The organism is Candidatus Devosia phytovorans, assembly GCA_029202405.1.
Classification (GTDB): Bacteria; Pseudomonadota; Alphaproteobacteria; order Rhizobiales; family Devosiaceae; genus Devosia; species Devosia phytovorans.
This window is the reverse complement of sequence record CP119312.1, coordinates 3,804,175-3,825,924: the sequence shown is the minus strand read 5'-3', so window position 1 is coordinate 3,825,924 and position 21,750 is coordinate 3,804,175. Positions and strand designations below refer to the sequence as shown.

Below are 21,750 nucleotides of genomic sequence, written 5' to 3'. Positions count from 1 at the left end.
ATGTGGCGGATTGGGGTGACAGGCTCGATAGCCACCGGCAAATCCACGGTGCTGAAGGCCTTTGCCGATCTCGATGTGCTAGTGTTTTCCGCCGACCAGGCCGTAGCCGAGCTCTATGAAGGCGAAGCTATCGCGCCAGTGGAAGGCGAATTTCCAGGGGTGACGCGCGACGGCAGGATCGATCGGGCGCTGTTGAGCCAGAAACTGGCGGCCGATCCCACCGGCTTCGGCCGGTTGGAAGCTCTGGTGCATCCGCTGGTGCGCGGAAGGATCAAAAGTTTCATGGACCACGCCGAGGCTGCGGGCGAAGCGCTGGCCGTGGTGGAAGTGCCGCTGCTCTTTGAAAGCGGCTATGACTATGGCTTTGACGCCGTTGCCGTGACCTGGGTCGATCCGGCCATTCAGCGCCAGCGCGCGCTGGCCCGACCGGGAATGAGCGGGGAAAAGCTCGACACCATTCTTGCCCGCCAGCTGCCGCAGGACGAAAAGAAGGCGCGGGCCACATATCTTTTCGATACCGGCATGCCCGTCGAACAGACCGTGGAAATGGTCGCGGCCCTGGTCGCTGCCATCCGAGCCAGAGAGGCCAGAAAATGAACCGGGAGATCGTGCTTGATACCGAAACCACCGGCCTCTCGCCCCAGCAGGGCGATCGCCTCGTGGAAATCGGCTGCGTCGAGCTGATCAATCACATTCCCTCGGGCCGGCACTACCACGTCTATATCAATCCCCAGCGCAACATGCCCGAAGAAGCCTTCCGGGTGCATGGGTTGAGCGAGGAATTTTTGAGCGACAAGCCGCTGTTCGGCGCTGTCGCCAATGATTTCCGTGAATTCATCGGCGATGCCACTCTGGTTATCCACAATGCCCCCTTCGACATGGGCTTCCTCAATACCGAGCTGGAAAAGACCGGACAGGGTCGGCTGACCAACAAGGTCATCGATACAGTGATGGTCGCGCGCGAAAAGCATCCGGGCGCCCGCGTCAGCCTTGATGCCCTCTGCAAGCACTATGGCATCGACAATTCCCGCCGCACGCTGCATGGCGCTTTGCTCGACAGCGAGATCCTCGCCGAGGTTTACCTCGAACTCATCGGCGGCAAGCAGGTGAGCCTGGCGCTGATTGCCGAAACGCAAGGATCGACCAGCAGCGGTGAAATCACCCGCATTGCCGTGGCGCCGCGCCCCACACCCCTGCCCTCCCGCGTGTCCGACACGGAGGCCGCTGCCCATGCGGTGCTGCTCGACAAGATGGGTGGCGAGGCGATCTGGGCCCAGTATGCCGAGGCGACGCAAGCCGCAGAATGAAAAAAGCCCCGGTATGCCGAGGCTTTTCAATTCACATTGCGAAAAGATCAGTTCAGCTTTTCGGCTTCCGGAGCGGGCGCAGTGGCCTGCTGCTGGGCGGCGAGCTTCTGCAGGTTCTGGCGATAGATGGCGGCAAAATCCACCGGCTCCATCATCAGCGGCGGGAAACCGCCCTGCTGGGTGACGCTGGCCAGCACCTGGCGGGCAAACGGGAAGATCAGGCGCGGGCATTCGATCATCAGCAACTGGCTGAGCTGAACTTCCGGCACATTCTTGACGCGGAACACGCCGCCATAGACCAGTTCCACGTTGAACAGGACTGTGGCTTCGCGGTTGGCCTTGGCATTGAGGGTCAGTTCGACGGCATAGAGGTCATCGGCCTGCTTCTTGACGCCGACTGAGATCGAAACGTTGAAGGCCGGATTGCCGCCACCGGCCAGGATCGAACCGGGCGCGCCCGGATTCTCGAAGGAGAGATCGCGGATATACTGGCCCACCAGGTTCATCGACGGTGGGGTGACGGGGGCAGCGCCGCCCTGGGTTTCGTCAGCCATGAGCATAAGTCCTCAAAGGAAAATTCTGGGTGGCTGGCTAGCATCTTTGGGCCACAGCGACAAGCGCGCCGGGCCGCCCTTTGCCGGGTCAGCGCGGACGATAGTCGTCATCGTCGAGATCGATCGTGCCATTGATCTGGCCGGGCGCCGAATCCTGCCGGCGATAGGTGGTCGTCGTATTGACCACCCGCACCCGCGACGCGAGGCCGGCATATATCCAGCTCCGCACCCATGGCAGCAGCAGGGCCAGCGCAAAAATATCGCTGAGGAATCCCGGCAGCATCAGGAACAATGCCGCTACCCCGATCATCATCGCATCGGCGATGGACCGCGCCGGCATCTGCCCGGCATTGACGTTGTTGCGCAACTGCCCGATCACCGACAGACCCTGCTGACGCAGCAGCAGGCCGCCGAGCAGCGCCGCGCCGATGATCAGTGCCAAAGTGGGAAAAAGCCCGATACTCTGGCCCACCTTGATGAAAATGGCGATCTCGATAAGCGGCAAGACGATCAGGCCGAGAGCGAAAAATCGGGCCATGGTCGGGGCTTCCTTCTGATGCAACTATGACAAAACGCCTCTCGCCCCATCGTGAACTGGTTTTGAGGTGAGGCTTTGCTTATATATAGGCCAAACAAGGCGCTCAACGAGCGTCGCCGCGTCGTTTTATCAGGCGCTCACGCCAAGGTGCATTGTTCAATGGATGAATTTTTCGACCTTCCCACCCTCATCGTGATCGGTGTTGCAGTCTTTGTGCTGTTCCGCCTGCGCTCAGTCCTCGGCACGCGGACCGGCAATGAGCGCCCGCCCGTCGAGCGCCGCAAGCCCACCGAGACCACGAGCGAGGATACGGTCGTGCCGATGCGCCCGCGCCCCGCGCAGGCGGCCGATGGCGACGACGAATATCGCGCGCGCAAGGTCGAGGCCGAGATCGAACAGTTCTCGCGCGGCAATCCCGAACTGGCGACCGGCCTCAAGGATGTGGTTGCGGCCGACGATACCTTCACCCCGAAAAGCTTCCTCGAGGGCGCCAAGCAGGCCTATGAGATGATCGTCACGGCCTTCGCGGCCGGCGATCGCGCCACCCTCAAGAACCTGCTCGAAAAGGATGTCTTCGAAGGCTTCCAGTTGGCCATCGCCGAGCGCGAAAAGGCCGCCCAGACAGTGGACTTCACCTTCGTCGGCCTGCCCAAGGTGGAAATTTCCGACGCCGAATATGACAAGAAGAACGTGCTGCTGACCATCCGCTTCCATGCCGAAGTGGTCTCGGCCACGCGCGACAAGGAGGGCACGATGGTGGAAGGCAATGCCGACCAGGTGCAGACCATTGCTGATGAATGGACTTTTGCCCGCAATCCCAAGTCGCGCGATCCCAATTGGAAGGTCGTGACCACTAGCCAGCTCGACTGATTTCAACTCCAGGTCGGCGACACTCCGTTTCATGTCCAAGCGTGACCCCAAACGCCTGCCGCACGACTTCCACCTGTGGACCACCGTCGCCGCGACGGTGGATCCCTTGCGGCGCAAGGGGCTGCTGAAATTCGGCAGCCTACCTCTGCCCATCCCGGCCGAGGAACCGCCACCGGCGCCGGTGACCAAGGCGCCGCCGAAGCGCAAGGCACCGCAAAAGCCGTTCCTGCCGCCTTATCAGGCGCCCATACCCTCGGCCAACCTGCCCGAAAAGGCCGTCGATCCCGGCATTCACCGCAAGGTCAGCCGCGGCCGCATCGAGATCGATGGCCGCATCGACCTGCATGGCATGACGCAGAACGAGGCGCGCGGCGCCTTGCATCGCTTCATCCATGCGCGCTTTTCCCGCGGCGACCGCACGGTGCTGGTTATCACCGGCAAAGGCATCAAGACCGACAATGACTATATCGCCGCCATGACCGAGCGCGGCGTGCTGCGAACCATGCTGCCGATCTGGCTGAGCGAACCAAGCCTGTCCGCGATGATTTCCGGCTGGAGCGTCGCGGCACGCGGTCATGGTGGCGAGGGGGCGTGGTATGTACGCCTGCGCCGCGCATGACCCCGCTTGGCGCCAGAATCCGAGAGATGCGCGAGGCGCGCGGCATTTCGCTCAAGGACATGGCGGCGGCGTTGAACGTCTCGAGCGCCTATCTCTCGGCGCTGGAACACGGCAAGCGCGGCACGCCCACCGGCTTCCTGCTGCACCGTATCATCGCCTATTTCAACGTTATCTGGGATGAGGCCGAGGAATTGCAGCGCCTCGCCGAAATGAGCGATCCCAAGGTCACCATCGACACCGGTGGGCTACTGCCCGAAGCGACCGAACTGACCAACCGACTGCGGGATGACATCGGCAAGCTCGATGCTGAGGACCTGCGATTTTTGCGCGATGAACTGGTGAAGCGAAGCGGGAAGCGGCGGTAGCTTCTTTCTTACCTTCGCCCCTTGAGGGAGAAGGTGGCTCGGCGAAGCCGAGACGGATGAGGGGTCCTCCGTCGTCCGTAAGCCGCAAAGCATAGGATAGCGCAGAACCCCTCACCCTGCTTTTCCTCTGAACGAGGAAAAGCTGTCCCTCTCCCTCAAGGGGAGAGGGTTAGAAGACTACAAAACGAACTTGCTCAGATCCTGATCCTTGCTCAGCTCGCCCACCTTTTCGGCCACGAAAGCCGCATCGATCTTGATCGTCTGGCCCTGCTTGTCGGGGGCTTCGAAGCTGATGTCTTCGACCAGCCGCTCCATCACCGTCTGCAGGCGGCGGGCACCGATGTTTTCCACCGAGTCATTGACCCGAACGGCCGCGTCGGCAATCGCCTCGATGGCGTCTTGGGTGAAGTCCAGGGTGACGCCTTCCGTCTGCATCAACGCCACATATTGCTTGATGAGGCTCGCATCAGTGTCGTTGAGGATGCGGATGAAATCCTCACGCGTCAGGGCCTTGAGTTCCACACGGATCGGCAGGCGACCCTGCAGTTCGGGCAGCAGGTCACTGGGCTTGGAAACATGGAAGGCGCCCGAGGCAATGAACAGGATATGGTCGGTCTTGACTGGACCATATTTCGTGGACACCGTCGTGCCCTCGATCAGCGGCAGCAGGTCCCGCTGCACGCCTTCGCGCGATGGACCGCCCTGTGCTCCGCCTTCGCGATGGGCCACCTTGTCGATCTCGTCGATGAAGACGATGCCGTGGTTTTCCACCAGCTCGATGGCCTCGTGCTTGAGCGCTTCCTGGTCGAGCAGCTTGTCGGCCTCTTCGGCGATCAGCGGCTCATAGGCATCCTTGACCTTGATCTTGCGCTTGACGCCCCGTCCGCCCATGGCCGATTTGAACATGTCACTAAGGTTGATCATGCCGACGCCGCCATTGGGCATGCCGGGGATTTCAAAGCCCCCGGTATTGGGCGCCGGCTGCATTTCGAGCTCGATCTCATTGTCATCGATCTCGTTGTTGCGCAGCTTTTTGCGGAAGCTATCGCGCGTCGACGGTGTGGCGGAGGTCCCGACCAGTGCGTCGAGCACGCGGTTTTCCGCATTGGCATGGGCCTGTGCCTGCACATCGGCGCGGCGCTTGTCACGCAGCACGGCAATGCCGGCTTCCACCAGATCGCGGATGATCTGCTCCACGTCGCGGCCGACATAGCCGACCTCGGTGAACTTCGTCGCCTCGACCTTGATGAAAGGGGCCTGAGCCAGGCGCGCCAGACGGCGGGAAATCTCGGTCTTGCCGACGCCGGTCGGCCCGATCATCAGGATATTCTTCGGGGTCACCTCGCGGCGCAGCTCGGGGCTGAGTTGCTGCCGGCGCCAGCGATTGCGCAGGGCCACGGCTACGGCGCGCTTGGCGTCATTCTGGCCGACGATATTGCGATCGAGTTCGGAAACGATCTCGCGCGGGGAAAAATTGGTTTCAGTCATTTCTGGTCTCCAGGTGCCTTGTCCAGGAAGCGCACCATCAGGTGTTCGTCGACATAGCGACCGTTCACGAAGAGATAGCGGGGTTCGGTGCCATAGGTGGCAAAACCCAGCTTCTGATAAAGGCGGAGGGCCGGTTCATTCTCGGTCCAGACGCCCAGATGGATTTGCAGCATGCCCCATTCGCGGGCGTTTTCGATCGCCGTCTCGATCAATCTCCGGGCCATGCCGGTGCCGCGCAGGGCGGGTCGTGCATAGACCTGGATCAGCCAGCCGCGGTGCTGCTCCTTGGGATTGTCACTGCGGCTGAGACCGACGATGGCGTCGATCGCGTGATCAGGGCCCATGGCCGCAAAGACTGCGAGGCTATCGAGCATCTTGCCGACATCGTCGTTGCTGCGGGCAGCAAAGCGATCCGGCGTTTCGACAAAGGCTTCGGGATGATCCCGCAAGGCCTCCGCGCGGATGGCGCGATAGGCAATGAGATCAGCCGAGGTCAGCCTGCGAATGGTATGGTTCACGCGTCGAGCTCGATGGTCTCGACCGTCACATTGCCATTGGTATAGACGCAGATCTCTTCTGCGATCTTCATGGCACGGCGGGCGATATCCTCCGCATCAAGCTCGGTGGCCTGGTGCAGCGCCAGCGCCGCCGAATGCGCGTAATTGCCACCCGAGCCGATGGCGATGACGCCATGGTCCGGCGTCAGCACGTCGCCATTGCCGGTCAGCACCAGCGTGTCCTTCTTGTCGGCCACGATCATCATCGCCTCAAGCTTGCGCAGGTAGCGATCGGTGCGCCAGTCCTTGGCCAGCTCGACGGCGGCGCGCATCAGCTGGTCGGGATATTGTTCAAGCTTGGCTTCGAGCCGTTCGAACAGCGTGAAGGCATCGGCGGTCGAACCGGCGAAACCGCCGATCACCTTGCCACCGGCCAGGCGCCGGACTTTCTTGGCGCCGTGCTTCATCACGGTGGGGCCCATGGAGACCTGGCCATCGCCAGCCACCACGACCTTGTTGCCCTTGCGCACGGAAACGATCGTCGTCCCGTGCCAGCCGGGGGAATTGTTGTCACTCATTTGGGGAGATACTCCGAACTGTTGAGTGATATTTAGGTCTCGTGGCCACGATTGCAACGCCTTGTCCAAGCGCGCCATTGTTGCAGCAGACGGAGGAGAACCTCATGGCCAGAGCATCCCGTATCATGCCCATGCTGTCTGTCGCCGATATGGCCGCCGCGCGGCGCTTCTACGAGATGGTGCTGGGCGGCAGTCTAGTCTATCAATTTCCTGAAACGGGCGAACCGGTCTTCCTGACGCTCAGATTCGGCGAGACCGAGCTTGGTCTGGGTGTATTGAGCGACAAGGGCCTGCATCGAAGGGCCCTGCGGCCGGCAACGGGACATCGGATAGAGCTCTGCATCAATGTCGATGATGTTGACGCGGCCCTTGAGGCGCTGGCTGCGCCCGTGGTGATGGCTCCGGTCGATCAGCCCTGGGGCGAACGGGCCGCCTATGTGGAAGACCCGGATGGCAATCTGGTGATGTTGGTGTCCCCGGTCTGACTGCAAACGCAATCTTTATGCCTTCGCGCATATCTGCTAGGAGCCGCCGAGTTCCGGAGAAGCGCCATGCGTATTGCGACAATCGCCCGTCAGACCAACGAGACCGAGATTGCTGTCTCGATCAATCTCGATGGCACCGGTGCGCATGCCATGAAGACCGGCGTTGGCTTTTTCGACCACATGCTGGACCAGCTCTCGCGCCATTCGCTGATCGACATGGACGTAGCCTGCAAGGGCGACCTGCACATCGATTTCCATCACACGGTGGAGGATGTCGGCATTGCCTTGGGCCAGGCTCTGAAAGAGGCTCTGGGCGACAAGCGCGGCATTCGCCGCTATGCCTCCTATGACCTGCCAATGGACGGCACGCTGACCCGCGCGGCGCTCGACGTCTCCGGCCGCGCCTTCCTCGTTTTCAAGGCCGAGTTCAGTCAGAACAAGATCGGCGACATCGACACCGAACTGTTCCGCGAGTTCTTCCAGGCGCTGGCCATCAATGCCGGCATCACGCTGCATATCGAAAACTTCTATTTCGACAACAACCATCATCTCGCCGAGTCCATGTTCAAGGCCGTAGCCCGCGCCCTGCGCGAGGCAGTGGAAATCGATCCGCGGGCCAGCGACCGCGTGCCCAGCACCAAGGGCACGCTCTAGCGAGCCGGCTGGAAGGGGCATCGTCCCTTCCACCCACGTCAAAATTCCTCTAAGTGCTGCCGCAACCGGTATGGAAGCGCCATGACCCTTTATGCCATCTATGACCCCCAGCCGGGTCGGCCTGAATTGCCCGCCGCGATCCCGGAGCGTTTTTCCTGGTTCGCCGCCCTGCTCCCGCCCGCCTTCCTTCTGCGCCACGGTCTCTGGCTCGAAACGCTCGCCTGGGCCATCAAGCTTGTCGTGCTTGTGCTGCTCTCGGCCGTCATCGGCGGCGACGCCGTTTTTGCACTCTATGTCCTCGCGGCCCTCTGGCTCGGTCTTGCCGCATCCGGCCTGCGCCGCCATGGCCTCGCCTGGCGCGGCTGGAGCTTTCGCGACAACCGCGTGGCACTGAGCGACGACATGGCACGACTGGAGGCCATCCGATGAGCCTGGTAACGATCATCGACTACGGCGCCGGCAATCTGCACTCGGCCGCCAAGGCTTTTGAGCGCATGGCGACGCCGCTTGGCATTGCCGTGGAAGTCACCGCCGACCCCGACCGCGTGCGCCAGGCCGATCGCATCATGCTGCCCGGCGTCGGCGCCTTCGCCGATTGCAAGGCGGGGCTCGATGCGGTGGCTGGCATGGTGGACGTAATCGAGGAGCGCGTCATCCGCGGTGGCACGCCCTTTCTCGGCGTCTGCGTCGGCATGCAGCTTCTGGCCAGCGAAGGTCGCGAAAAGACCGTGACCCCCGGTCTCGGCTGGATCCCCGGCGCAGTGCAGAAGATCACGCCATCCGACCCAAGCCTCAAAATCCCGCACATGGGCTGGAACACCATTTCGGTCACCCGCCCGCATGCGCTGCTCGATGGCATTCCGGATGGCCCTGAGGGGCTGCATGCCTATTTCGTGCATTCCTACCACCTCGTCACCGAAAGCGATGACACGCTCCTTGCCACCACCAGCTATGGCGGCACGGTGACGGCCTGCGTCGGCCGCGACAATATTTTCGGCACCCAGTTCCACCCGGAAAAAAGCCAGGCACTGGGCCTGAAGCTCATCGATAACTTCCTGAGGTGGACACCGTGATCCTCTTTCCCGCCATCGACCTCAAGGACGGCCAATGCGTGCGCCTGAAGCTCGGCGACATGGAGCAGGCAACCGTCTTCAATGACGATCCCGCGGACCAGGCGAAAAGTTTCGAGGACCAGGGATTCGACTATCTCCACGTCGTCGACCTCAACGGCGCCTTTGCCGGCGAGAGCGTCAACGGCGCCGCCGTCGAAGCCATCCTGAAAAGCGTAAAATTCCCCGTCCAGCTCGGCGGCGGCATTCGCAATCTCACCCATATCGAAAGCTGGCTCGACAAGGGTCTCGCTCGCGTCATTCTCGGCACGGTCGCTGTGCGCGATCCGGCGCTGGTGAAGGAAGCTGCGCAGAAGTGGCCCGGCCAGGTCGCTGTCGGCATCGACGCGCGCAAGGGCATGGTCGCGGTGGAGGGCTGGGCCGAGACCTCGGAGCTCTCGATCATCGAGCTGGCGAAACGCTTCGAAGGTGCGGGTGTCGCCGCCATCATCTATACCGACATCGACCGCGATGGCGTGCTGGCCGGCATCAACTGGGATTCGACCCTGGAGCTGGCCCACGCCACCTCCATTCCTGTCATCGCCTCGGGTGGCCTGGCTTCAATGGCGGATATCACCCGCCTGACCCAGCCCGACGCCAAAGTGCTCGAAGGCGCCATCTCGGGCCGGGCGCTTTACGACGGGCGGATTGATTCACGTGAAGCATTGGCGCTTCTGAAAGCTGCGGCATGACCCTGAAAACCCGCCTCATCCCCTGTCTGGACGTGGCCGGTGGCCGTGTGGTCAAGGGCGTGCAATTCGTCGATCTGATCGATGCCGGTGACCCCGTCGAAGCCGCCATGGCCTATGACGCCGCCGGCGCCGACGAACTCACCTTCCTCGACATCACCGCCAGCCACGAAGGCCGCGACACGATTTTCGACGTCGTGGCGCGCACGGCCGAACATTGCTTCATGCCGGTGACTGTGGGCGGTGGCGTCCGTTCGATCGAGGATATCCGCAAGCTCCTGCTGGCCGGTGCCGACAAGGTGGCGATCAATTCGGCCGCCGTCAGCGATCCCGATTTCATCGCCCGCGCTGCCGACAAGTTCGGCAACCAATGCATCGTCGTCTCGGTCGATGCCAAGCAGCGGCTCACCGAGCAGGTCGGTGGCGATAATCGCAGCGAATGGGAAATCTTCACCCATGGCGGGCGCAAGCCGACGGGCCTCGACGCGGTGGAATTTGCAGCCCGCATGGTCGAGCGCGGCGCTGGCGAATTGCTGGTGACCTCCATGGATCGCGACGGCACCAAGTCGGGCTTTGATCTCAAGCTGACCCGCGCCATTGCCGACGAAGTGGAAGTGCCGGTCATCGCCTCGGGCGGTGTGGGCACGTTGCAGGACCTGGTCGATGGTGTGAAGGAAGGCCATGCCAGTGCGGTGCTCGCCGCCTCCATCTTCCATTTCGGCACCTTCACCATTCCGCAGGCCAAGGCCTATATGCGCGAGCATGGTGTTGCCGTGCGTCTTGATGGCCTTCTTTAGCGCCTGACTGTTTGAAGCACCCGGAGTGCGTGCAGATGAATCTTGAAACGCTCGAAACCCGTATCGCCAGCCGCGCCGCGGCCTCGCCCGATGAAAGCTACACGGCAAAACTGATTGCCCGCGGCATGGAGAAATGCGCCCAGAAACTCGGCGAGGAAGCCACCGAAGCGGTGATCGCTGCGGTGACCGGCAATCGCGCCGAACTGGTCAAGGAAAGCGCCGACCTGCTCTACCACCTGCTGGTCGTGCTCAAGGCCGCCGACCTGCCGCTGGCGGAAGTCATGGCCGAACTCGACGCCCGCACGGCCCAATCGGGCCTTGCCGAAAAAGCCTCCCGGAAAGACCACCAGTAATGGCCAAGCGTTCGCCCCTGCCTGCGCCCTATCACCATTTCACCAAGACCCAGTGGAGCGCCCTGCGCGCCGACGAGCCGATGACGCTGACGCGTGAGGACATTGCGCGCCTGCGCACCCTCAGCGATCCGATCTCGCTCGAAGAGGCCGAAGAGGTCTATCTGCCCCTGACGCGCCTGCTGTCTTTTTACGTGGAAGCCATCCAGGGCCTGCACAATGTCTCGACGCGCTTCCTCGAAACACCCGATCAGAAAGTCCCCTTCATCATCGGCGTCGCCGGATCGGTTGCGGTGGGCAAATCGACCACGGCGCGAATCCTCCAGGCCCTGCTGCAGCGCTGGCCGTCGAGCCCCAAGGTCGATCTCGTCACCACAGACGGCTACCTGCATCCCAATGCGGTGCTCGAAGCCCGGGGCATCATGAACCGCAAGGGTTTTCCCGAAAGCTACGACCGCGCGCGTTTCGTGCAGTTCCTGTCCGACGTCAAATCGGGCAAGGGCGAGATGCAGGTGCCGGTCTATTCGCATCTGGTCTATGACGTCGTGCCCGGCAGCGAGATCATCGTGGACCGGCCCGACATCCTGATCGTCGAGGGGCTCAACATTCTCCAGCCCGGCGAATTGCCCAGGGATGGCAAGCCCATTCTCTTTGCTTCCGATTTCATCGACTTCTCGATCTATATCGACGCCGACAATGACGACCTTGAATCCTGGTACATGGAGCGCTTCTTCCGTCTGCGCGAAACCGCCTTCAAGGACCCGACCTCCTTCTTCCGCCGCTTTGCCGAAATGAGCCAGGACGAAGCCGGCGACTACGGCCGCCAGGTCTGGCGCCGGGTCAACCTGCCCAATCTGCTCGAAAACGTGCTGCCGACGCGGGGCCGTGCCGATCTGATCCTCAAGAAGGGCCAGAGCCATCTCATCGAGGAAGTGCGGCTGCGGCGCGTTTAATATGTGCCCGGCTGCGGCTGGCTGAAGACGATCTGGTTGCCATCCGGATCGCGGAATTTCGCCGTCTTGAAAAAGTCGCCCATGGCTTTGGAGACCGGGTTAAGACCATGCAGCCCTAACCGCCCGAGCTCTTCGGCCAAGTCATCGACGATCAGCGTCAGGCTCGACGCGCCGGCCCGGTCCGCATCGGCATGTACATGCACCCAGCCGCCACCCGGCAATTTCCATTCGGCGACGTCATTGATCGGCCGCGCATCGGCCATCCGGCCAAACAGCACTTCGTAGAATTCCAGAGCCTCATTGATGTCGTCCACCGCGATACCGGCCAGCGCGTTGGTGATGGTCAATTCAGTCCCCTGCTTTGCCTGCGATTTTGAATCCTAGCATGATGACAGCAATGGGGCGCAAGTCTTGGCACTGGCGCAGCGCGCTGACAAAGCGCTTTCCGAAACAGTGGCTCCACTTTTGAGGTTCGAAAGCGCGTCGAAATGATTTATGAGACCAGCCAATCGGGAGTGGTGTGATGGCTGACGTGAAGGTGGTTGTGGCGGGCGCAGGCGGACGCATGGGGGTCGCCAATATCGCAGCCATTGCCGCGACACCGGGCCTCACGCTCCATGCCGCCGTTGACCGCGCCGGCGGCCCGGCCATTGGTCGCGATGCGGGCCTGCATGCCGGCCTCGCCGAACTGGGCGTTGCCATTTCCGACGATATCGACGCAGCCCTTGTCGGTGCCGATGCCATCATCGACTTCACCGCCCCCGCCGCCAGCGTGGCCCTGGCGCAGAAAGCGGCCCAACTGGGCCTCGTCCATATCATCGGTACCACCGGTTGCTCCGAAGCGGACGACGGCGCGATTGCCGCAGCTGGCAAGGCCGGTGCCAGGATCGTCAAGTCGGGCAATTTCTCCATGGGCATGGTGGTCCTCGCCAACCTGGTCGAAAAGGCCGCCGCTGCCTTGGCCGACTACGACATTGAAATCCTCGAAATGCACCACAACAAGAAGGTCGATGCCCCCTCGGGCACGGCGCTGCTTCTGGGTGATGCGGCCGCAAAGGGCCGGGACATTTCGCTCAAGGACCACTCGGTGCGCGTGCGCGATGGTCATACCGGTCCCCGCGAGGCGGGCACCATTGGCTTTGCTACCCTGCGCGGCGGCAATGTCATCGGCGACCATCTGGTGATCCTCGCCGGCCAAGGCGAGCGCATCGAGCTCAACCACCGTGCCCAGGATCGCACCATCTATGCCAATGGCGCCGCCCGCGCGGCGCTCTGGGCTGCCGGTCAGAAGCCGGGCCTCTACGCCATGACCGACGTCCTGGGGCTCTGATCGTCATGGCCGCACCGACCTGCTGGATCGGCGTTGCGGCAGCGGCCCATGTCCGCGTGGGCCGCGAACAAGGCTTCGTCATGTTTGCCCATGGCAAGCATAGTGCCGTGAAACAACTGCAGCCGGGCGATGCCTTCGCCTACTATTCTCCCACCGAAACGCTTGGCGGCAAGGAAGCGGTCCGCCGTTTCACGGCCATCGGTGTGGTCGCCGAGGGTGAGCCCGAACCCAGCCCGGTGATGGGCGCTGGCGTTGAAGCCTGGAGCCGCCGCGCGCATTATCTCGATGCGCAGGACGCCGACATCTATCTCCTGCTGCCCCAGCTCGATTTCGTCACCGACCAGAGCCACTGGGGCATGTACTTCCGCAAATCGCTGTTCAAGGCGACCCAAGCCGACTTTTCCCGTATTGCCGACGCCATGGGTGTCGGTTCCCACTTCACCTTCGGAGACCAATGATGACCGGCACCCTGATCCTCGTCCGCCACGGCCAGAGCGAGTGGAACCTCGAAAACCTCTTTACCGGCTGGCGCAATCCGAACCTGACCGAACAGGGTATTGGCGAAGCGCGAGCGACCGGTCAGGCGCTCAAGGCCCATGGCATTGCCCCGGACCTGTTCTACACTTCCGCTCTGCGTCGCGCCCAGCACACGCTCGATCTGATCCTCGAGGAGATGGGCATTCTCAACGTCACCATCGTCCGCAATGTCGCGCTCAACGAACGCGACTACGGCGACCTGTCGGGTCTCAACAAGGACGACGCCCGCGCCAAATGGGGCGAGGAACAGGTTCTGATCTGGCGCCGCAGCTATGACGTACCGCCTCCCGGTGGCGAATCGCTCAAGGACACCGCGGCCCGCACCCTGCCCTACTACGAAGCAGAAATCCTGCCCAAGTTGAAGGCCGGAAAAACCGTCCTCATCGCCGCACACGGGAATTCGCTCCGCGCCATGGTCATGGCCATCGAGAACCTGACCCCCGAGCAGATCCTCAAGCGAGAAATCGCCACCGGCCAGCCCACGGTCTACAAGATCGACGCCAGCGGCAAGCTCGGCGAGCGCGTCGAGATCTGAGCGGGAGGGACGGATGGGCGAGCATCGTCTGCGCGGCATTGAAATCACGTCGATGCCGCTCGGCGATGCGCCGCTCAAGGTGCGGCAGGCATGGATCGGCCTGATCCTGCCGCTCGATCCTGGGCATCCACAGGACGCAGTCGCCACGGAAGGCTATTCGGTACTCTCGGAAACCAGAGGCCTGCAGACCTGGTTGCGCTGGCTGCTGCGCCGGCCCTATCCGGCAGGAACCTACACCGGCTATGTCGTGCCGTCGGCTGAAGCGATACGCATCCTTGCCGAGGTCTCGCCGCAGTCGGCGCGCTGGTGGTCGCGCAATGTGCCCAGTTTCATGCATCCCCAGGCGACCTTCATATTCGATGCGGACTGCTGTCGCCTCGTCGACCTGCCCGAGGATTCACGTGAAACGCCGAGCCAGGCCGAAGGGTAAGGCATCCCCTCAATGCGCTGCCGAGATTACCCCGGCTTCCCAGCCCAGGATCGCCCGCTTGCGTGGCACGCCCCAGTGGTAGCCGGTGAGCGCACCGGATGTGCCGACTACACGGTGACAGGGCACGACGAAGGAAATCGGGTTCTTGCCGACGGCGGCGCCGACGGCGCGTGAAGCTTTCGGGCGGCCGATCTTGCTGGCAACGTTCTGATAGGTCGTGGCCTTGCCCACCGGAATCTTCAGCAGCGTCTCCCAGACCGACACTTCGAAATCCGTGCCGATCAGCACGACCCGCACCGGATGCTCAGGAGACCAGCGGGCCGGATCGAAAGCCTGGGCGATCATCGGCGCAACGCGGGTGTCGTCACGGGTGAAGCGGGCATTAGGCCAGCGATTGGCGAGATCCTCGAACGCGGCCTGGATAGACGTATTCTCGTCGGCAAAGCCGAGGCCCGAGAGGCCATAGTCGGTCGCCGTCACCACGGCCGTGCCGAAGGGCGAAGGCCCCACGCCCCAGACCATGTCGAGCCCGGCGCCTCCGGCCCGAAAAATACCGGGTGGCATGGCTTCATAGGCTACGAACAGATCATGCAGCCGCGAGGTCGAGCTGAGGCCCACCTCATAGGTCGTATCAAGCACGCTCTCCTTAGCGCGCAGGAGGGTCTTGGCATGGTCCAGCGCCACGGCCTGGGCAAAGCTCTTGGGCGAGAGGCCACACCAGCGGCGGAACAGGTCCGTCAGCTGCCGCTCGCTCAGGCCCAAGGCGCGCGAAAACCGACCAAGGTCGGCTACTTCCGGCCCGTTCTCGCTGAGATAGCGGATGGCCGCCTGGATCGTGTCGTAGTCCTCGGCCGGGCTGATACTGGTCATCTGGTTCATGGCAACACCCAATGCGTCTGCTTGAGGCCTCTGTGTAGGTGTTGGCGGGCAAGCTTGCGACCCGGTTTTGACCGGCAAGCCTAGCTGTGGCGCGCCCGGCGCAGGGCCGTGCCAAAGGCCTTGGCAAAACTGGACTTGTCCTCGGCGCTGAGGAAGGTGCCGATTTCGAAAGCCTCCTCGCCATGGCGCAGGGTCATGGCAACGACCTTTTCGTAATCGTCGCGATGCAGCACCAGGCGCACCGTGCGCGGATCGAATCGCTTGAGCAGCCGTTCGCCCTTGCCGCTACGGGTGACAATCTCGAGCTGGTCGGTCCAGAGCGTGAGCTGCTGCGTCACCTTGCGCTGGCGCGACTGGTGCCAGGTCAGCCAGCTCATGGCGGTGACGCCGCCGACAAAGGCCACGGCAATCGGGATCAGGGCTTCGGGAACGATCACGGCCAGCGGCGTAGCCAGCACGGTGGCGACGCCAAGCGACACCCAGCCGCCCATGATCTTGGGCGACCGGTCCGGTCGGAGCGCTGCGGAAAACAGCGGCACTGTTCTTGTGGCTTGCATCGGCATGGCGATCTCTCTGATAGAGACTATAGGCTCAGAATCACGGGTGAGAGAATGGCCCCAGCCAAAAAAGTGAAGACCTTGCCCAAGGCCCATGTCGAAGCCATCTTCCACCGCTTCCATGAAATAGAGCCCGAACCCAAAGGCGAACTGGACTATTCCAACGCCTTCACGCTCCTGGTGGCGGTGGTTCTGTCCGCCCAGGCCACCGACGTCGGCGTCAACAAGGCGACCAAACATCTCTTCGCCTTGGCGACCACGCCTCAGGAGATGGTGGCACTGGGCGTCGAGCGCATCACCGAACTGGTGCGCACCATCGGCCTCTATCGCGGCAAGGCCAGGAATGTCTTTGCGCTGAGCCAGATCCTGATCGACAAGCATCATGGCGAAGTCCCCGATGATCGCGAGAGTCTGGAAGCCTTGCCCGGCGTGGGCCGCAAGACCGCCAATGTCGTGCTCAACATCTTCTTCAAGCAGCCGGCCATCGCGGTGGATACCCACCTGTTCCGCGTCAGCAATCGCACGGGCCTGGCGCCCGGCAAGACGCCCTTGGCGGTGGAACTGACCCTCCTCAAGGTCATCCCCGAGCAATATATGCTGCACGCCCACCACTGGCTGATCCTGCACGGCCGTTATGTCTGCAAGGCCCGCAAGCCGGAGTGCTGGCGCTGCGAGATTGCAAAATGGTGCCGCTTCGAGCCGAAGACGCCCTTCCCCAACAAGCCGCTGCCAAAACACGCAGCCTAGCTGCCATAGCCCCGCGCCATGGCCGCGGCGAACACGGGTATCAGCAACAGGCAGAAGGCCTGCAGATGCACGAAGCGTCGGCTGATGGCGATTTCCGCCGCTGGCACTGCATAATTCTCCTGCCCTGCCGATGCCCTGAGCCATTTGCGGATGGCGATCGTCGGCTGGATGGTGAGCAGGCCCATGACGACAAACGCCGCCATCTTGCCCCAGAAGGCGTGGTTGGAAACATAATACTCCCAGCCCACCGCGCCGAAAATGACGCGCACAATGCCGACGATGATGACGAGGCCCGCCACGCCGCCATAGGCGGCATCAATCTTGGCCAGCTGTCCGATGCGCTGGCCGGACAGTCCCGGGCGGAACAATGCAAACTCGGCGGCAAACAGCGCCACCAAGGCAAAAACCGCCAGATGATGGGCAGAGGCCAGGATAAGGTCGATATCCATTTGCGCATCCTCAACATGCCATGTTATCGATGCTTACATATATCGAGCGTAAAGTAATCAATGTCAACATCTGCCACAAACGCCCCCTATCACCACGGCAATCTGCGCCATGCCCTGCTTGAGGCCGCTCTGGTCATCATCGAGGCAGAGGGGGAGGCGGGTCTGGGTCTGCGCGATCTGGCCCGTGCGGTCGGCGTATCTCCTGCCGCCCCCTATCGCCATTTCGATTCGCGCGCGGCGCTGCTCGAAGCCTTGGCCGTCACCGGATTCCAGCGCTTCACCCGTGCCTTGGAGGAGGTGGCGACGCACAATCCGCCTGACCTGCTTTCGGCCATGGGTCGTACCTATGTCCGCTTTGCCCTCGACAATGCCGCCCTCTTTCGCCTGATGTTCTCCGCGCAACTGCGCCGCAACAACCGGCCCGGCCTGCGCATGGCCGCCGATGCGGCCTTTGCCACGCTCCGCCAGGTCAGTGGTGGCGACACCACCGACGGGCGAATTGCGGCCCTATCGGCCTGGTCACGCGTCCACGGGCTGGCAACCCTGCTGCTCGAAGGCCAGATCGCCATGCGCGAGGGCGAGGATGTGGATTCGCTGATCGCCACGATCCTTAGGGCGCACTGACCCCAAACTTGCCCATCGCGTCTGCTTCCTCTAAACCGGCTTCCGCCCTCTTCCGTGCTGGAACCCCTTCATGACCCAGACCCGCTTCGACGTCCTCACCATTGGCAATGCGATTGTCGATATCATCGCACCGGCTCCCGAGGGCTTCATACAGGCGGAAGGCATGAATAAGGGCATCATGCATCTGATCGATACCGATCGGGCCGAATATCTCTATGGCCGCATGCCGTTGGAGCGGCAGCAGATTTCCGGTGGCAGCGCCGCCAATACCGCCGCGGGCGTTGCTTCGCTCGGCGGTCGCGCCGCTTTTGTTGGCAAGGTTGCCGATGATCCGCTGGGCGATGTCTTCGAGGCCGATTTCAACGACATCGGCGTGCATTACACCACGTCCCGCCTCAAGAACGGCGCCCTCACCGCCCGCTGCATGATCTATGTCTCGGACGACGGCGAGCGCACCATGAACACCTATCTGGGCGCCTGCCAACAATTGACCGAGCAGGACATCAAGCCCGACGAGATCGGCTCTGCCGCCATCACCTATATGGAAGGCTTCCTCTGGGATCCCGTGGAAGCCAAGAAGGCCTTCGTCCTGGCTGCCCACTACGCCCACAAGAACGAGCGCGCCGCCGCCTTCACCCTCAGCGACCCCTTCTGCGTCGACCGCTACCGCGCCGAATTCCTCGACCTGATGCGCTCAAAGACCATCGATTACGTCTTTGCCAATGTGCATGAGCTGAAATCGCTCTACGAGACCGAAGACCTCGGCGAAGCCGTGCGCCAAGTGGCCAAGGACACCGAACTGGCCGCCATCACCATGGGCGCCGATGGCGCCATGGTCATTTACAATGGCGAGGTGACCTCCGTCCCCGCCTTTCCCATCGACAAGGTCGTCGATGCCACTGGCGCCGGCGACCTCTTCGCCGCCGGCTTCCTGCTTGGCATGGCCCGCGGCCAGACGCTGGAAGCCTCTCTCAAGACCGGGTGTCTGGCGGCAAGCGAGGTGATTTCCCACATCGGCGCCCGCCCGCAGCTGGATCTGCAGGATCTCAGCCGCCAGCATGGCCTTGCGGGCTAAAGTCCCAGGCTCTTTCGCATCATCTCAAGCGCATCCATGGTGCCGCCTGTCGGACGAAACTCGAGGCCGATGAAGCCGTCATAGCCATTGGCCTCAAGCCATTTTATCGCTGGCTTCAGATTGAGCCTGCCGCTGCCCGGCTGGTTGCGGCCAGGATGATCGGCGATATGCACATGCGCGACGCGGTGGACATGCTTCTCGATTTCCGAGATCGGGTCCTCGCCCATGACCATGGCATGGTAGAGATCGAAGGTGATGCCAATTTCGGGGCGATCGACCTGATCGACGATCTCCAGCGCTTCGATCGTGCTCGTGAGATAATAGCCGGGATGGTCGACGCGATCATTGAGCGGTTCGAGCCCGAGCCGCACCCCCGACCCTTTGAGCACATCGGCTGAACGCAACATGGCGCTTCGCAAGTCGTCGTGCTGTTTCTGCCGGTCAACGTCGGCCAGCAGCGGCCCGGACTGACAGATCAACACTTCGGCGCCGAGCCGCAGCGCGACATCGCGGCTCTTTTCAAGCCCGGCGAGAAATCGGCCATGGTCGCTGGCGCGCGTCAGATCGGCAAAAGGCTCGGCAACGATACCGGCCAGCTTGAGCCCGGTTTCGTTCAGCGCCTTTTCGATGGCGTCGAGATCCTTGTTGGACCAGAGCCAGAATTCAACTGCATCCATGCCTGCCGTCCTGGCCAGATGGATGCGCGCCGCGGGATCATCGGTTTCCGGAACGAAAAGCATGTCGATACAGGCGGAGAATTTGCTCATGCCAGGCGTGTCCCGCTGTTCATTTCGGCCAGGATCGCCTTGGCGGCGGCGGCGGGGTCGGGTGCCTCGATGATCGGGCGGGCAACCACAAGATGCGTCGCGCCGGCAGCCAGTGCCTCGCCAGGGCCCATGATGCGCTTCTGGTCGCCTGCAGCGCTGCCCGTGGGGCGAATGCCGGGAGTGACGATGGCGAGCTTTGGCCCGACGATCGTGCGCACCATTTCTGCCTCATGGGGAGAACTGACGAGACCGCCAATGCCGGCATCGCGTGCCTGCTGTGCTCGCAGCGCCACGAGGCCCGCCGCATCGCGCTCATAGCCCGCTTCCTTGACATCGGCATCGTCCATCGAGGTGAGGACGGTGACGCCCAGCACGCAGAGACCCGAGCCCGCGCTGGCCTTCGCAGCGGCACGCATGGTCTTGGGATAGGCATGGACGGTCAGCATTTTCGCGCCAGTCTCGGCGAAGGCAGCGACGCCCTTTTCGACCGTATTGTCGATATCGAGGAGCTTGAGGTCAAAGAACACCTGCTTGCCGGCAGCGATCAGCGCCTTGCCCAGGGCAAAGCCGTCTGCGCCATAAAAGCATTGATAGCCGATCTTGTAGAAATTGACGCTGTCACCCAGCAGCGACACGATTTCCTCGGCGCGGGCGCGCGACGAAACGTCGAGGCCCACGATCAATTGGCCAGCCATGAGTCTTCCTCCGATGTCGATGTTGTCTCGGGACTAGATCATTTCGTCCGCAGTCGCAACCGCACCGAACCAGTCGAAGGCGAAATCTTCCAATCGCGTCCATTCGCAACCCAGCTCCTGGGCCACGAGGTCAAAGGTGAAACAATTGCCGCCGCCGGTGCCGCCGGTGCGGGTCTGGTCTTCAGCGCGGGAGATCACACGCCCCGCCACATGGCACTTGAGCAGGGTACCCACCGCGCCATGACCGCAAAAGATCGCCGCCGTGCCGCGCGGCACGCTGGCCATGGCGGTGGTGACGGTCGAAACGATGCGGCGTTGCGCATCGGCAGCCTTTTCCCAGCCATCGGCACTGACCTCGGGTTCGGCAAAGAACCGGTCGGCGTGGGCCTCGAACAATTCCGGCGGCAAAAACCCGGTGGAGCTGCGATCATTCTCGCCCATCAGGTGATCGGCAAAGACCGGCGTGCCGGCCTGGGCCGCGATCAGCTCGGCCAGTTCCAGCGCCTTGCGCTCGCGGCTCGAAAACACCATCGCCCCGCGCGGTACCACGCCCGAGCGGGCAAAGGCCTCCGCCCGCGCTCGCCCGACGGCTGACAGCCCCCAGAGTGGCACGGGAATATGAGGATCCATCTGGACTTGCGGGTGAGTGATATAAAGTGCCCGCATATCCGGTCATCCTCGGCTGAAATGGGTGAGTTCGTGCACGATCGCATCGACCTTGCGAATGATCGCCGGCTCGGTGGGATTGCCTTGCGCATCCAGCGCCTCTTCCGCCGGCCCGATGCCGAGCAGCGTCGGCACCACCAGCGCACCGACCTTGGAGAGGGAATCGCGCAGATGGCTCAAGGAGAAGATCGTGCCATATTTGCCCGAGCTCACCCCGCCGATGCCAAAGACGGCATGGCGAAAAACGCCGGGCCTCTGCCGGCTGAGCCAGGTGATCGTGTTGATCAACAGGGGCGGCGTGCCGCCGTTATATTCCGGGCTGGCGATGAAGATGATGTCATGGCTGCGCCACAGCTCGGCGAGTTCTGCCGCCGCCTGCGGGACATTGTCCGCTTCCAGATCCTCGTTGAAGATCGGCATGGGAAAGTCGGCAAGGCTGATCGCATTGACGCTGACGCCGGCAGCTTCAAGCTTGCGGCCGACATGGGCCTGCAACAGCTGGTTGAACGACCCCTGGCGGATCGAGCCGGAAAGCGTCAGGGCCGTTTTCATGCAATCTCCACGCGCAGTCTGTCGAAAGTGGCTTACCTCGCTCGTTGAGGCAAT

General features: G+C 62.6%; 33 protein-coding genes. 20 read left to right on the top strand and 13 right to left on the bottom strand.

Annotation, left to right across the window (positions count from 1 at the left end):
- Both coaE and dnaQ read left to right on the top strand, forming a co-directional pair.
- On the top strand, positions 1 to 597 hold the full coding sequence (coaE, locus tag P0Y65_18735; GenBank protein ID WEK04193.1) for a dephospho-CoA kinase: 597 nt from the start codon (positions 1 to 3) through the stop codon (positions 595 to 597).
- Positions 594 to 1,307, top strand: coding sequence for a DNA polymerase III subunit epsilon (gene dnaQ, locus P0Y65_18730; protein ID WEK04192.1), 714 nt, complete (start codon positions 594 to 596; stop codon positions 1,305 to 1,307). Before coaE ends, dnaQ begins: the two co-directional genes overlap by 4 nt.
- A gap of 47 nt (positions 1,308 to 1,354) precedes the next feature.
- On the opposite strand, the gene secB is transcribed toward dnaQ, so the two are convergent.
- Together secB and P0Y65_18720 are read right to left on the bottom strand one after the other, a co-directional pair.
- Positions 1,355 to 1,861: a protein-export chaperone SecB gene (secB, locus tag P0Y65_18725; protein ID WEK04191.1), complete on the bottom strand. Its 507-nt coding sequence runs from the start codon at positions 1,859 to 1,861 to the stop codon at positions 1,355 to 1,357.
- 88 nt (positions 1,862 to 1,949) lie between these two features.
- Positions 1,950 to 2,399: an FxsA family protein gene (locus tag P0Y65_18720; GenBank protein WEK04190.1), complete on the bottom strand. Its 450-nt coding sequence runs from the start codon at positions 2,397 to 2,399 to the stop codon at positions 1,950 to 1,952.
- Between the two features lie 159 nt (positions 2,400 to 2,558).
- On the opposite strand from P0Y65_18720, the gene P0Y65_18715 reads away from it, so the two are divergent.
- Genes P0Y65_18715 through P0Y65_18705 form a run of 3 tightly spaced genes read left to right on the top strand, consistent with a single transcriptional unit; the run spans position 2,559 to position 4,253 of the window.
- Positions 2,559 to 3,269: a Tim44/TimA family putative adaptor protein gene (locus P0Y65_18715; protein ID WEK04189.1), complete on the top strand. Its 711-nt coding sequence runs from the start codon at positions 2,559 to 2,561 to the stop codon at positions 3,267 to 3,269.
- A gap of 31 nt (positions 3,270 to 3,300) precedes the next feature.
- Complete coding sequence (locus P0Y65_18710; GenBank protein ID WEK04188.1) at positions 3,301 to 3,888, top strand: Smr/MutS family protein; 588 nt, start codon at positions 3,301 to 3,303, stop codon at positions 3,886 to 3,888.
- Positions 3,885 to 4,253: a helix-turn-helix transcriptional regulator gene (locus P0Y65_18705; protein ID WEK04187.1), complete on the top strand. Its 369-nt coding sequence runs from the start codon at positions 3,885 to 3,887 to the stop codon at positions 4,251 to 4,253. The genes P0Y65_18710 and P0Y65_18705 overlap by 4 nt, the downstream gene beginning before the upstream one ends.
- A gap of 177 nt (positions 4,254 to 4,430) precedes the next feature.
- Here the strand turns inward: P0Y65_18705 and hslU are convergent, their stop codons facing one another.
- The 3 genes from hslU to hslV are packed head-to-tail and all read right to left on the bottom strand — an operon-like array spanning position 4,431 to position 6,816.
- Complete coding sequence (hslU, locus tag P0Y65_18700; protein WEK04186.1) at positions 4,431 to 5,741, bottom strand: ATP-dependent protease ATPase subunit HslU; 1,311 nt, start codon at positions 5,739 to 5,741, stop codon at positions 4,431 to 4,433.
- Positions 5,738 to 6,259, bottom strand: a complete 522-nt coding sequence (locus P0Y65_18695; protein WEK04185.1) for a GNAT family N-acetyltransferase — start codon at positions 6,257 to 6,259, stop codon at positions 5,738 to 5,740. The genes hslU and P0Y65_18695 overlap by 4 nt, the downstream gene beginning before the upstream one ends.
- A complete protein-coding gene (gene hslV, locus P0Y65_18690; protein WEK04184.1) occupies positions 6,256 to 6,816 on the bottom strand; it encodes an ATP-dependent protease subunit HslV in 561 nt (186 codons plus the stop codon). The genes P0Y65_18695 and hslV overlap by 4 nt, the downstream gene beginning before the upstream one ends.
- 104 nt (positions 6,817 to 6,920) lie before the next feature.
- Here hslV and P0Y65_18685 point away from each other — a divergent pair, with 104 nt between their 5' ends.
- From P0Y65_18685 to coaA, 8 genes are all read left to right on the top strand, one after another.
- Positions 6,921 to 7,301, top strand: a complete 381-nt coding sequence (locus P0Y65_18685; GenBank protein WEK04183.1) for a VOC family protein — start codon at positions 6,921 to 6,923, stop codon at positions 7,299 to 7,301.
- Between the two features lie 66 nt (positions 7,302 to 7,367).
- Positions 7,368 to 7,955 carry an imidazoleglycerol-phosphate dehydratase HisB gene (hisB, locus tag P0Y65_18680; GenBank protein WEK04182.1) on the top strand — a complete coding sequence of 196 codons (588 nt, stop codon included), beginning with the start codon at positions 7,368 to 7,370 and terminating at the stop codon, positions 7,953 to 7,955.
- 81 nt (positions 7,956 to 8,036) lie between these two features.
- Positions 8,037 to 8,384, top strand: coding sequence for a DUF2628 domain-containing protein (locus P0Y65_18675; GenBank protein ID WEK04181.1), 348 nt, complete (start codon positions 8,037 to 8,039; stop codon positions 8,382 to 8,384).
- Positions 8,381 to 9,028, top strand: coding sequence for an imidazole glycerol phosphate synthase subunit HisH (gene hisH, locus P0Y65_18670; protein WEK04180.1), 648 nt, complete (start codon positions 8,381 to 8,383; stop codon positions 9,026 to 9,028). The genes P0Y65_18675 and hisH overlap by 4 nt, the downstream gene beginning before the upstream one ends.
- Positions 9,025 to 9,756 (top strand): 1-(5-phosphoribosyl)-5-[(5-phosphoribosylamino)methylideneamino]imidazole-4-carboxamide isomerase, encoded by a 732-nt coding sequence (gene hisA, locus P0Y65_18665; GenBank protein WEK04179.1) that lies wholly within the window; start codon positions 9,025 to 9,027, stop codon positions 9,754 to 9,756. Before hisH ends, hisA begins: the two co-directional genes overlap by 4 nt.
- Positions 9,753 to 10,550 carry an imidazole glycerol phosphate synthase subunit HisF gene (hisF, locus tag P0Y65_18660; GenBank protein ID WEK04178.1) on the top strand — a complete coding sequence of 266 codons (798 nt, stop codon included), beginning with the start codon at positions 9,753 to 9,755 and terminating at the stop codon, positions 10,548 to 10,550. The genes hisA and hisF overlap by 4 nt, the downstream gene beginning before the upstream one ends.
- A 35-nt stretch (positions 10,551 to 10,585) precedes the next feature.
- Positions 10,586 to 10,903 carry a phosphoribosyl-ATP diphosphatase gene (locus P0Y65_18655; protein ID WEK04177.1) on the top strand — a complete coding sequence of 106 codons (318 nt, stop codon included), beginning with the start codon at positions 10,586 to 10,588 and terminating at the stop codon, positions 10,901 to 10,903.
- Positions 10,903 to 11,853: a type I pantothenate kinase gene (gene coaA, locus P0Y65_18650; protein WEK04176.1), complete on the top strand. Its 951-nt coding sequence runs from the start codon at positions 10,903 to 10,905 to the stop codon at positions 11,851 to 11,853. Before P0Y65_18655 ends, coaA begins: the two co-directional genes overlap by 1 nt.
- Here coaA and P0Y65_18645 read toward each other — a convergent pair.
- Positions 11,850 to 12,200: a VOC family protein gene (locus P0Y65_18645; GenBank protein WEK04175.1), complete on the bottom strand. Its 351-nt coding sequence runs from the start codon at positions 12,198 to 12,200 to the stop codon at positions 11,850 to 11,852. The genes coaA and P0Y65_18645 overlap by 4 nt on opposite strands.
- A gap of 176 nt (positions 12,201 to 12,376) precedes the next feature.
- Between P0Y65_18645 and dapB the strand changes: the two genes are divergently transcribed.
- Genes dapB through P0Y65_18625 form a run of 4 tightly spaced genes read left to right on the top strand, consistent with a single transcriptional unit; the run spans position 12,377 to position 14,685 of the window.
- Positions 12,377 to 13,183, top strand: coding sequence for a 4-hydroxy-tetrahydrodipicolinate reductase (dapB, locus tag P0Y65_18640; protein ID WEK04174.1), 807 nt, complete (start codon positions 12,377 to 12,379; stop codon positions 13,181 to 13,183).
- Between the two features lie 5 nt (positions 13,184 to 13,188).
- Entirely contained in the window at positions 13,189 to 13,641 is a 453-nt protein-coding gene (locus tag P0Y65_18635) for an EVE domain-containing protein (GenBank protein WEK04173.1), read from the top strand.
- Positions 13,641 to 14,255: a 2,3-bisphosphoglycerate-dependent phosphoglycerate mutase gene (locus P0Y65_18630; GenBank protein WEK04172.1), complete on the top strand. Its 615-nt coding sequence runs from the start codon at positions 13,641 to 13,643 to the stop codon at positions 14,253 to 14,255. The genes P0Y65_18635 and P0Y65_18630 overlap by 1 nt, the downstream gene beginning before the upstream one ends.
- A 13-nt stretch (positions 14,256 to 14,268) precedes the next feature.
- Positions 14,269 to 14,685, top strand: coding sequence for a hypothetical protein (locus P0Y65_18625; GenBank protein ID WEK04171.1), 417 nt, complete (start codon positions 14,269 to 14,271; stop codon positions 14,683 to 14,685).
- Positions 14,686 to 14,694: 9 nt separating this feature from the next.
- Here the strand turns inward: P0Y65_18625 and P0Y65_18620 are convergent, their stop codons facing one another.
- Together P0Y65_18620 and P0Y65_18615 are read right to left on the bottom strand one after the other, a co-directional pair.
- Positions 14,695 to 15,564 (bottom strand): bifunctional helix-turn-helix domain-containing protein/methylated-DNA--[protein]-cysteine S-methyltransferase, encoded by an 870-nt coding sequence (locus P0Y65_18620; GenBank protein ID WEK04170.1) that lies wholly within the window; start codon positions 15,562 to 15,564, stop codon positions 14,695 to 14,697.
- Positions 15,565 to 15,644: 80 nt separating this feature from the next.
- Positions 15,645 to 16,127 carry a DUF2244 domain-containing protein gene (locus tag P0Y65_18615; GenBank protein ID WEK04169.1) on the bottom strand — a complete coding sequence of 161 codons (483 nt, stop codon included), beginning with the start codon at positions 16,125 to 16,127 and terminating at the stop codon, positions 15,645 to 15,647.
- Positions 16,128 to 16,175: 48 nt separating this feature from the next.
- Here P0Y65_18615 and nth point away from each other — a divergent pair, with 48 nt between their 5' ends.
- Positions 16,176 to 16,868 (top strand): endonuclease III, encoded by a 693-nt coding sequence (nth, locus tag P0Y65_18610; GenBank protein WEK04168.1) that lies wholly within the window; start codon positions 16,176 to 16,178, stop codon positions 16,866 to 16,868.
- Here the strand turns inward: nth and P0Y65_18605 are convergent.
- On the bottom strand, positions 16,865 to 17,317 hold the full coding sequence (locus P0Y65_18605) for a DUF2214 family protein (GenBank protein WEK04167.1): 453 nt from the start codon (positions 17,315 to 17,317) through the stop codon (positions 16,865 to 16,867). The two genes, nth and P0Y65_18605, sit on opposite strands and share 4 nt — an antisense overlap.
- A 60-nt stretch (positions 17,318 to 17,377) precedes the next feature.
- Between P0Y65_18605 and P0Y65_18600 the strand changes: the two genes are divergently transcribed.
- Both P0Y65_18600 and P0Y65_18595 read left to right on the top strand, forming a co-directional pair.
- Entirely contained in the window at positions 17,378 to 17,941 is a 564-nt protein-coding gene (locus P0Y65_18600; GenBank protein ID WEK04166.1) for a TetR/AcrR family transcriptional regulator, read from the top strand.
- Between the two features lie 70 nt (positions 17,942 to 18,011).
- Complete coding sequence (locus tag P0Y65_18595; protein ID WEK04165.1) at positions 18,012 to 19,016, top strand: adenosine kinase; 1,005 nt, start codon at positions 18,012 to 18,014, stop codon at positions 19,014 to 19,016.
- On the opposite strand, the gene P0Y65_18590 is transcribed toward P0Y65_18595, so the two are convergent.
- Genes P0Y65_18590 through P0Y65_18575 form a run of 4 tightly spaced genes read right to left on the bottom strand, consistent with a single transcriptional unit; the run spans position 19,013 to position 21,696 of the window.
- Positions 19,013 to 19,783 (bottom strand): TIM barrel protein, encoded by a 771-nt coding sequence (locus P0Y65_18590; GenBank protein WEK04164.1) that lies wholly within the window; start codon positions 19,781 to 19,783, stop codon positions 19,013 to 19,015. The genes P0Y65_18595 and P0Y65_18590 overlap by 4 nt on opposite strands.
- Positions 19,780 to 20,478 carry an orotidine-5'-phosphate decarboxylase gene (pyrF, locus tag P0Y65_18585; GenBank protein ID WEK04163.1) on the bottom strand — a complete coding sequence of 233 codons (699 nt, stop codon included), beginning with the start codon at positions 20,476 to 20,478 and terminating at the stop codon, positions 19,780 to 19,782. Before pyrF ends, P0Y65_18590 begins: the two co-directional genes overlap by 4 nt.
- A gap of 33 nt (positions 20,479 to 20,511) precedes the next feature.
- Positions 20,512 to 21,144, bottom strand: a complete 633-nt coding sequence (locus tag P0Y65_18580; GenBank protein ID WEK04162.1) for a histidine phosphatase family protein — start codon at positions 21,142 to 21,144, stop codon at positions 20,512 to 20,514.
- Positions 21,145 to 21,150: 6 nt separating this feature from the next.
- Positions 21,151 to 21,696 carry an NAD(P)H-dependent oxidoreductase gene (locus P0Y65_18575; GenBank protein ID WEK04161.1) on the bottom strand — a complete coding sequence of 182 codons (546 nt, stop codon included), beginning with the start codon at positions 21,694 to 21,696 and terminating at the stop codon, positions 21,151 to 21,153.
- Between the last annotated feature and the right edge of the window lie 54 nt (positions 21,697 to 21,750).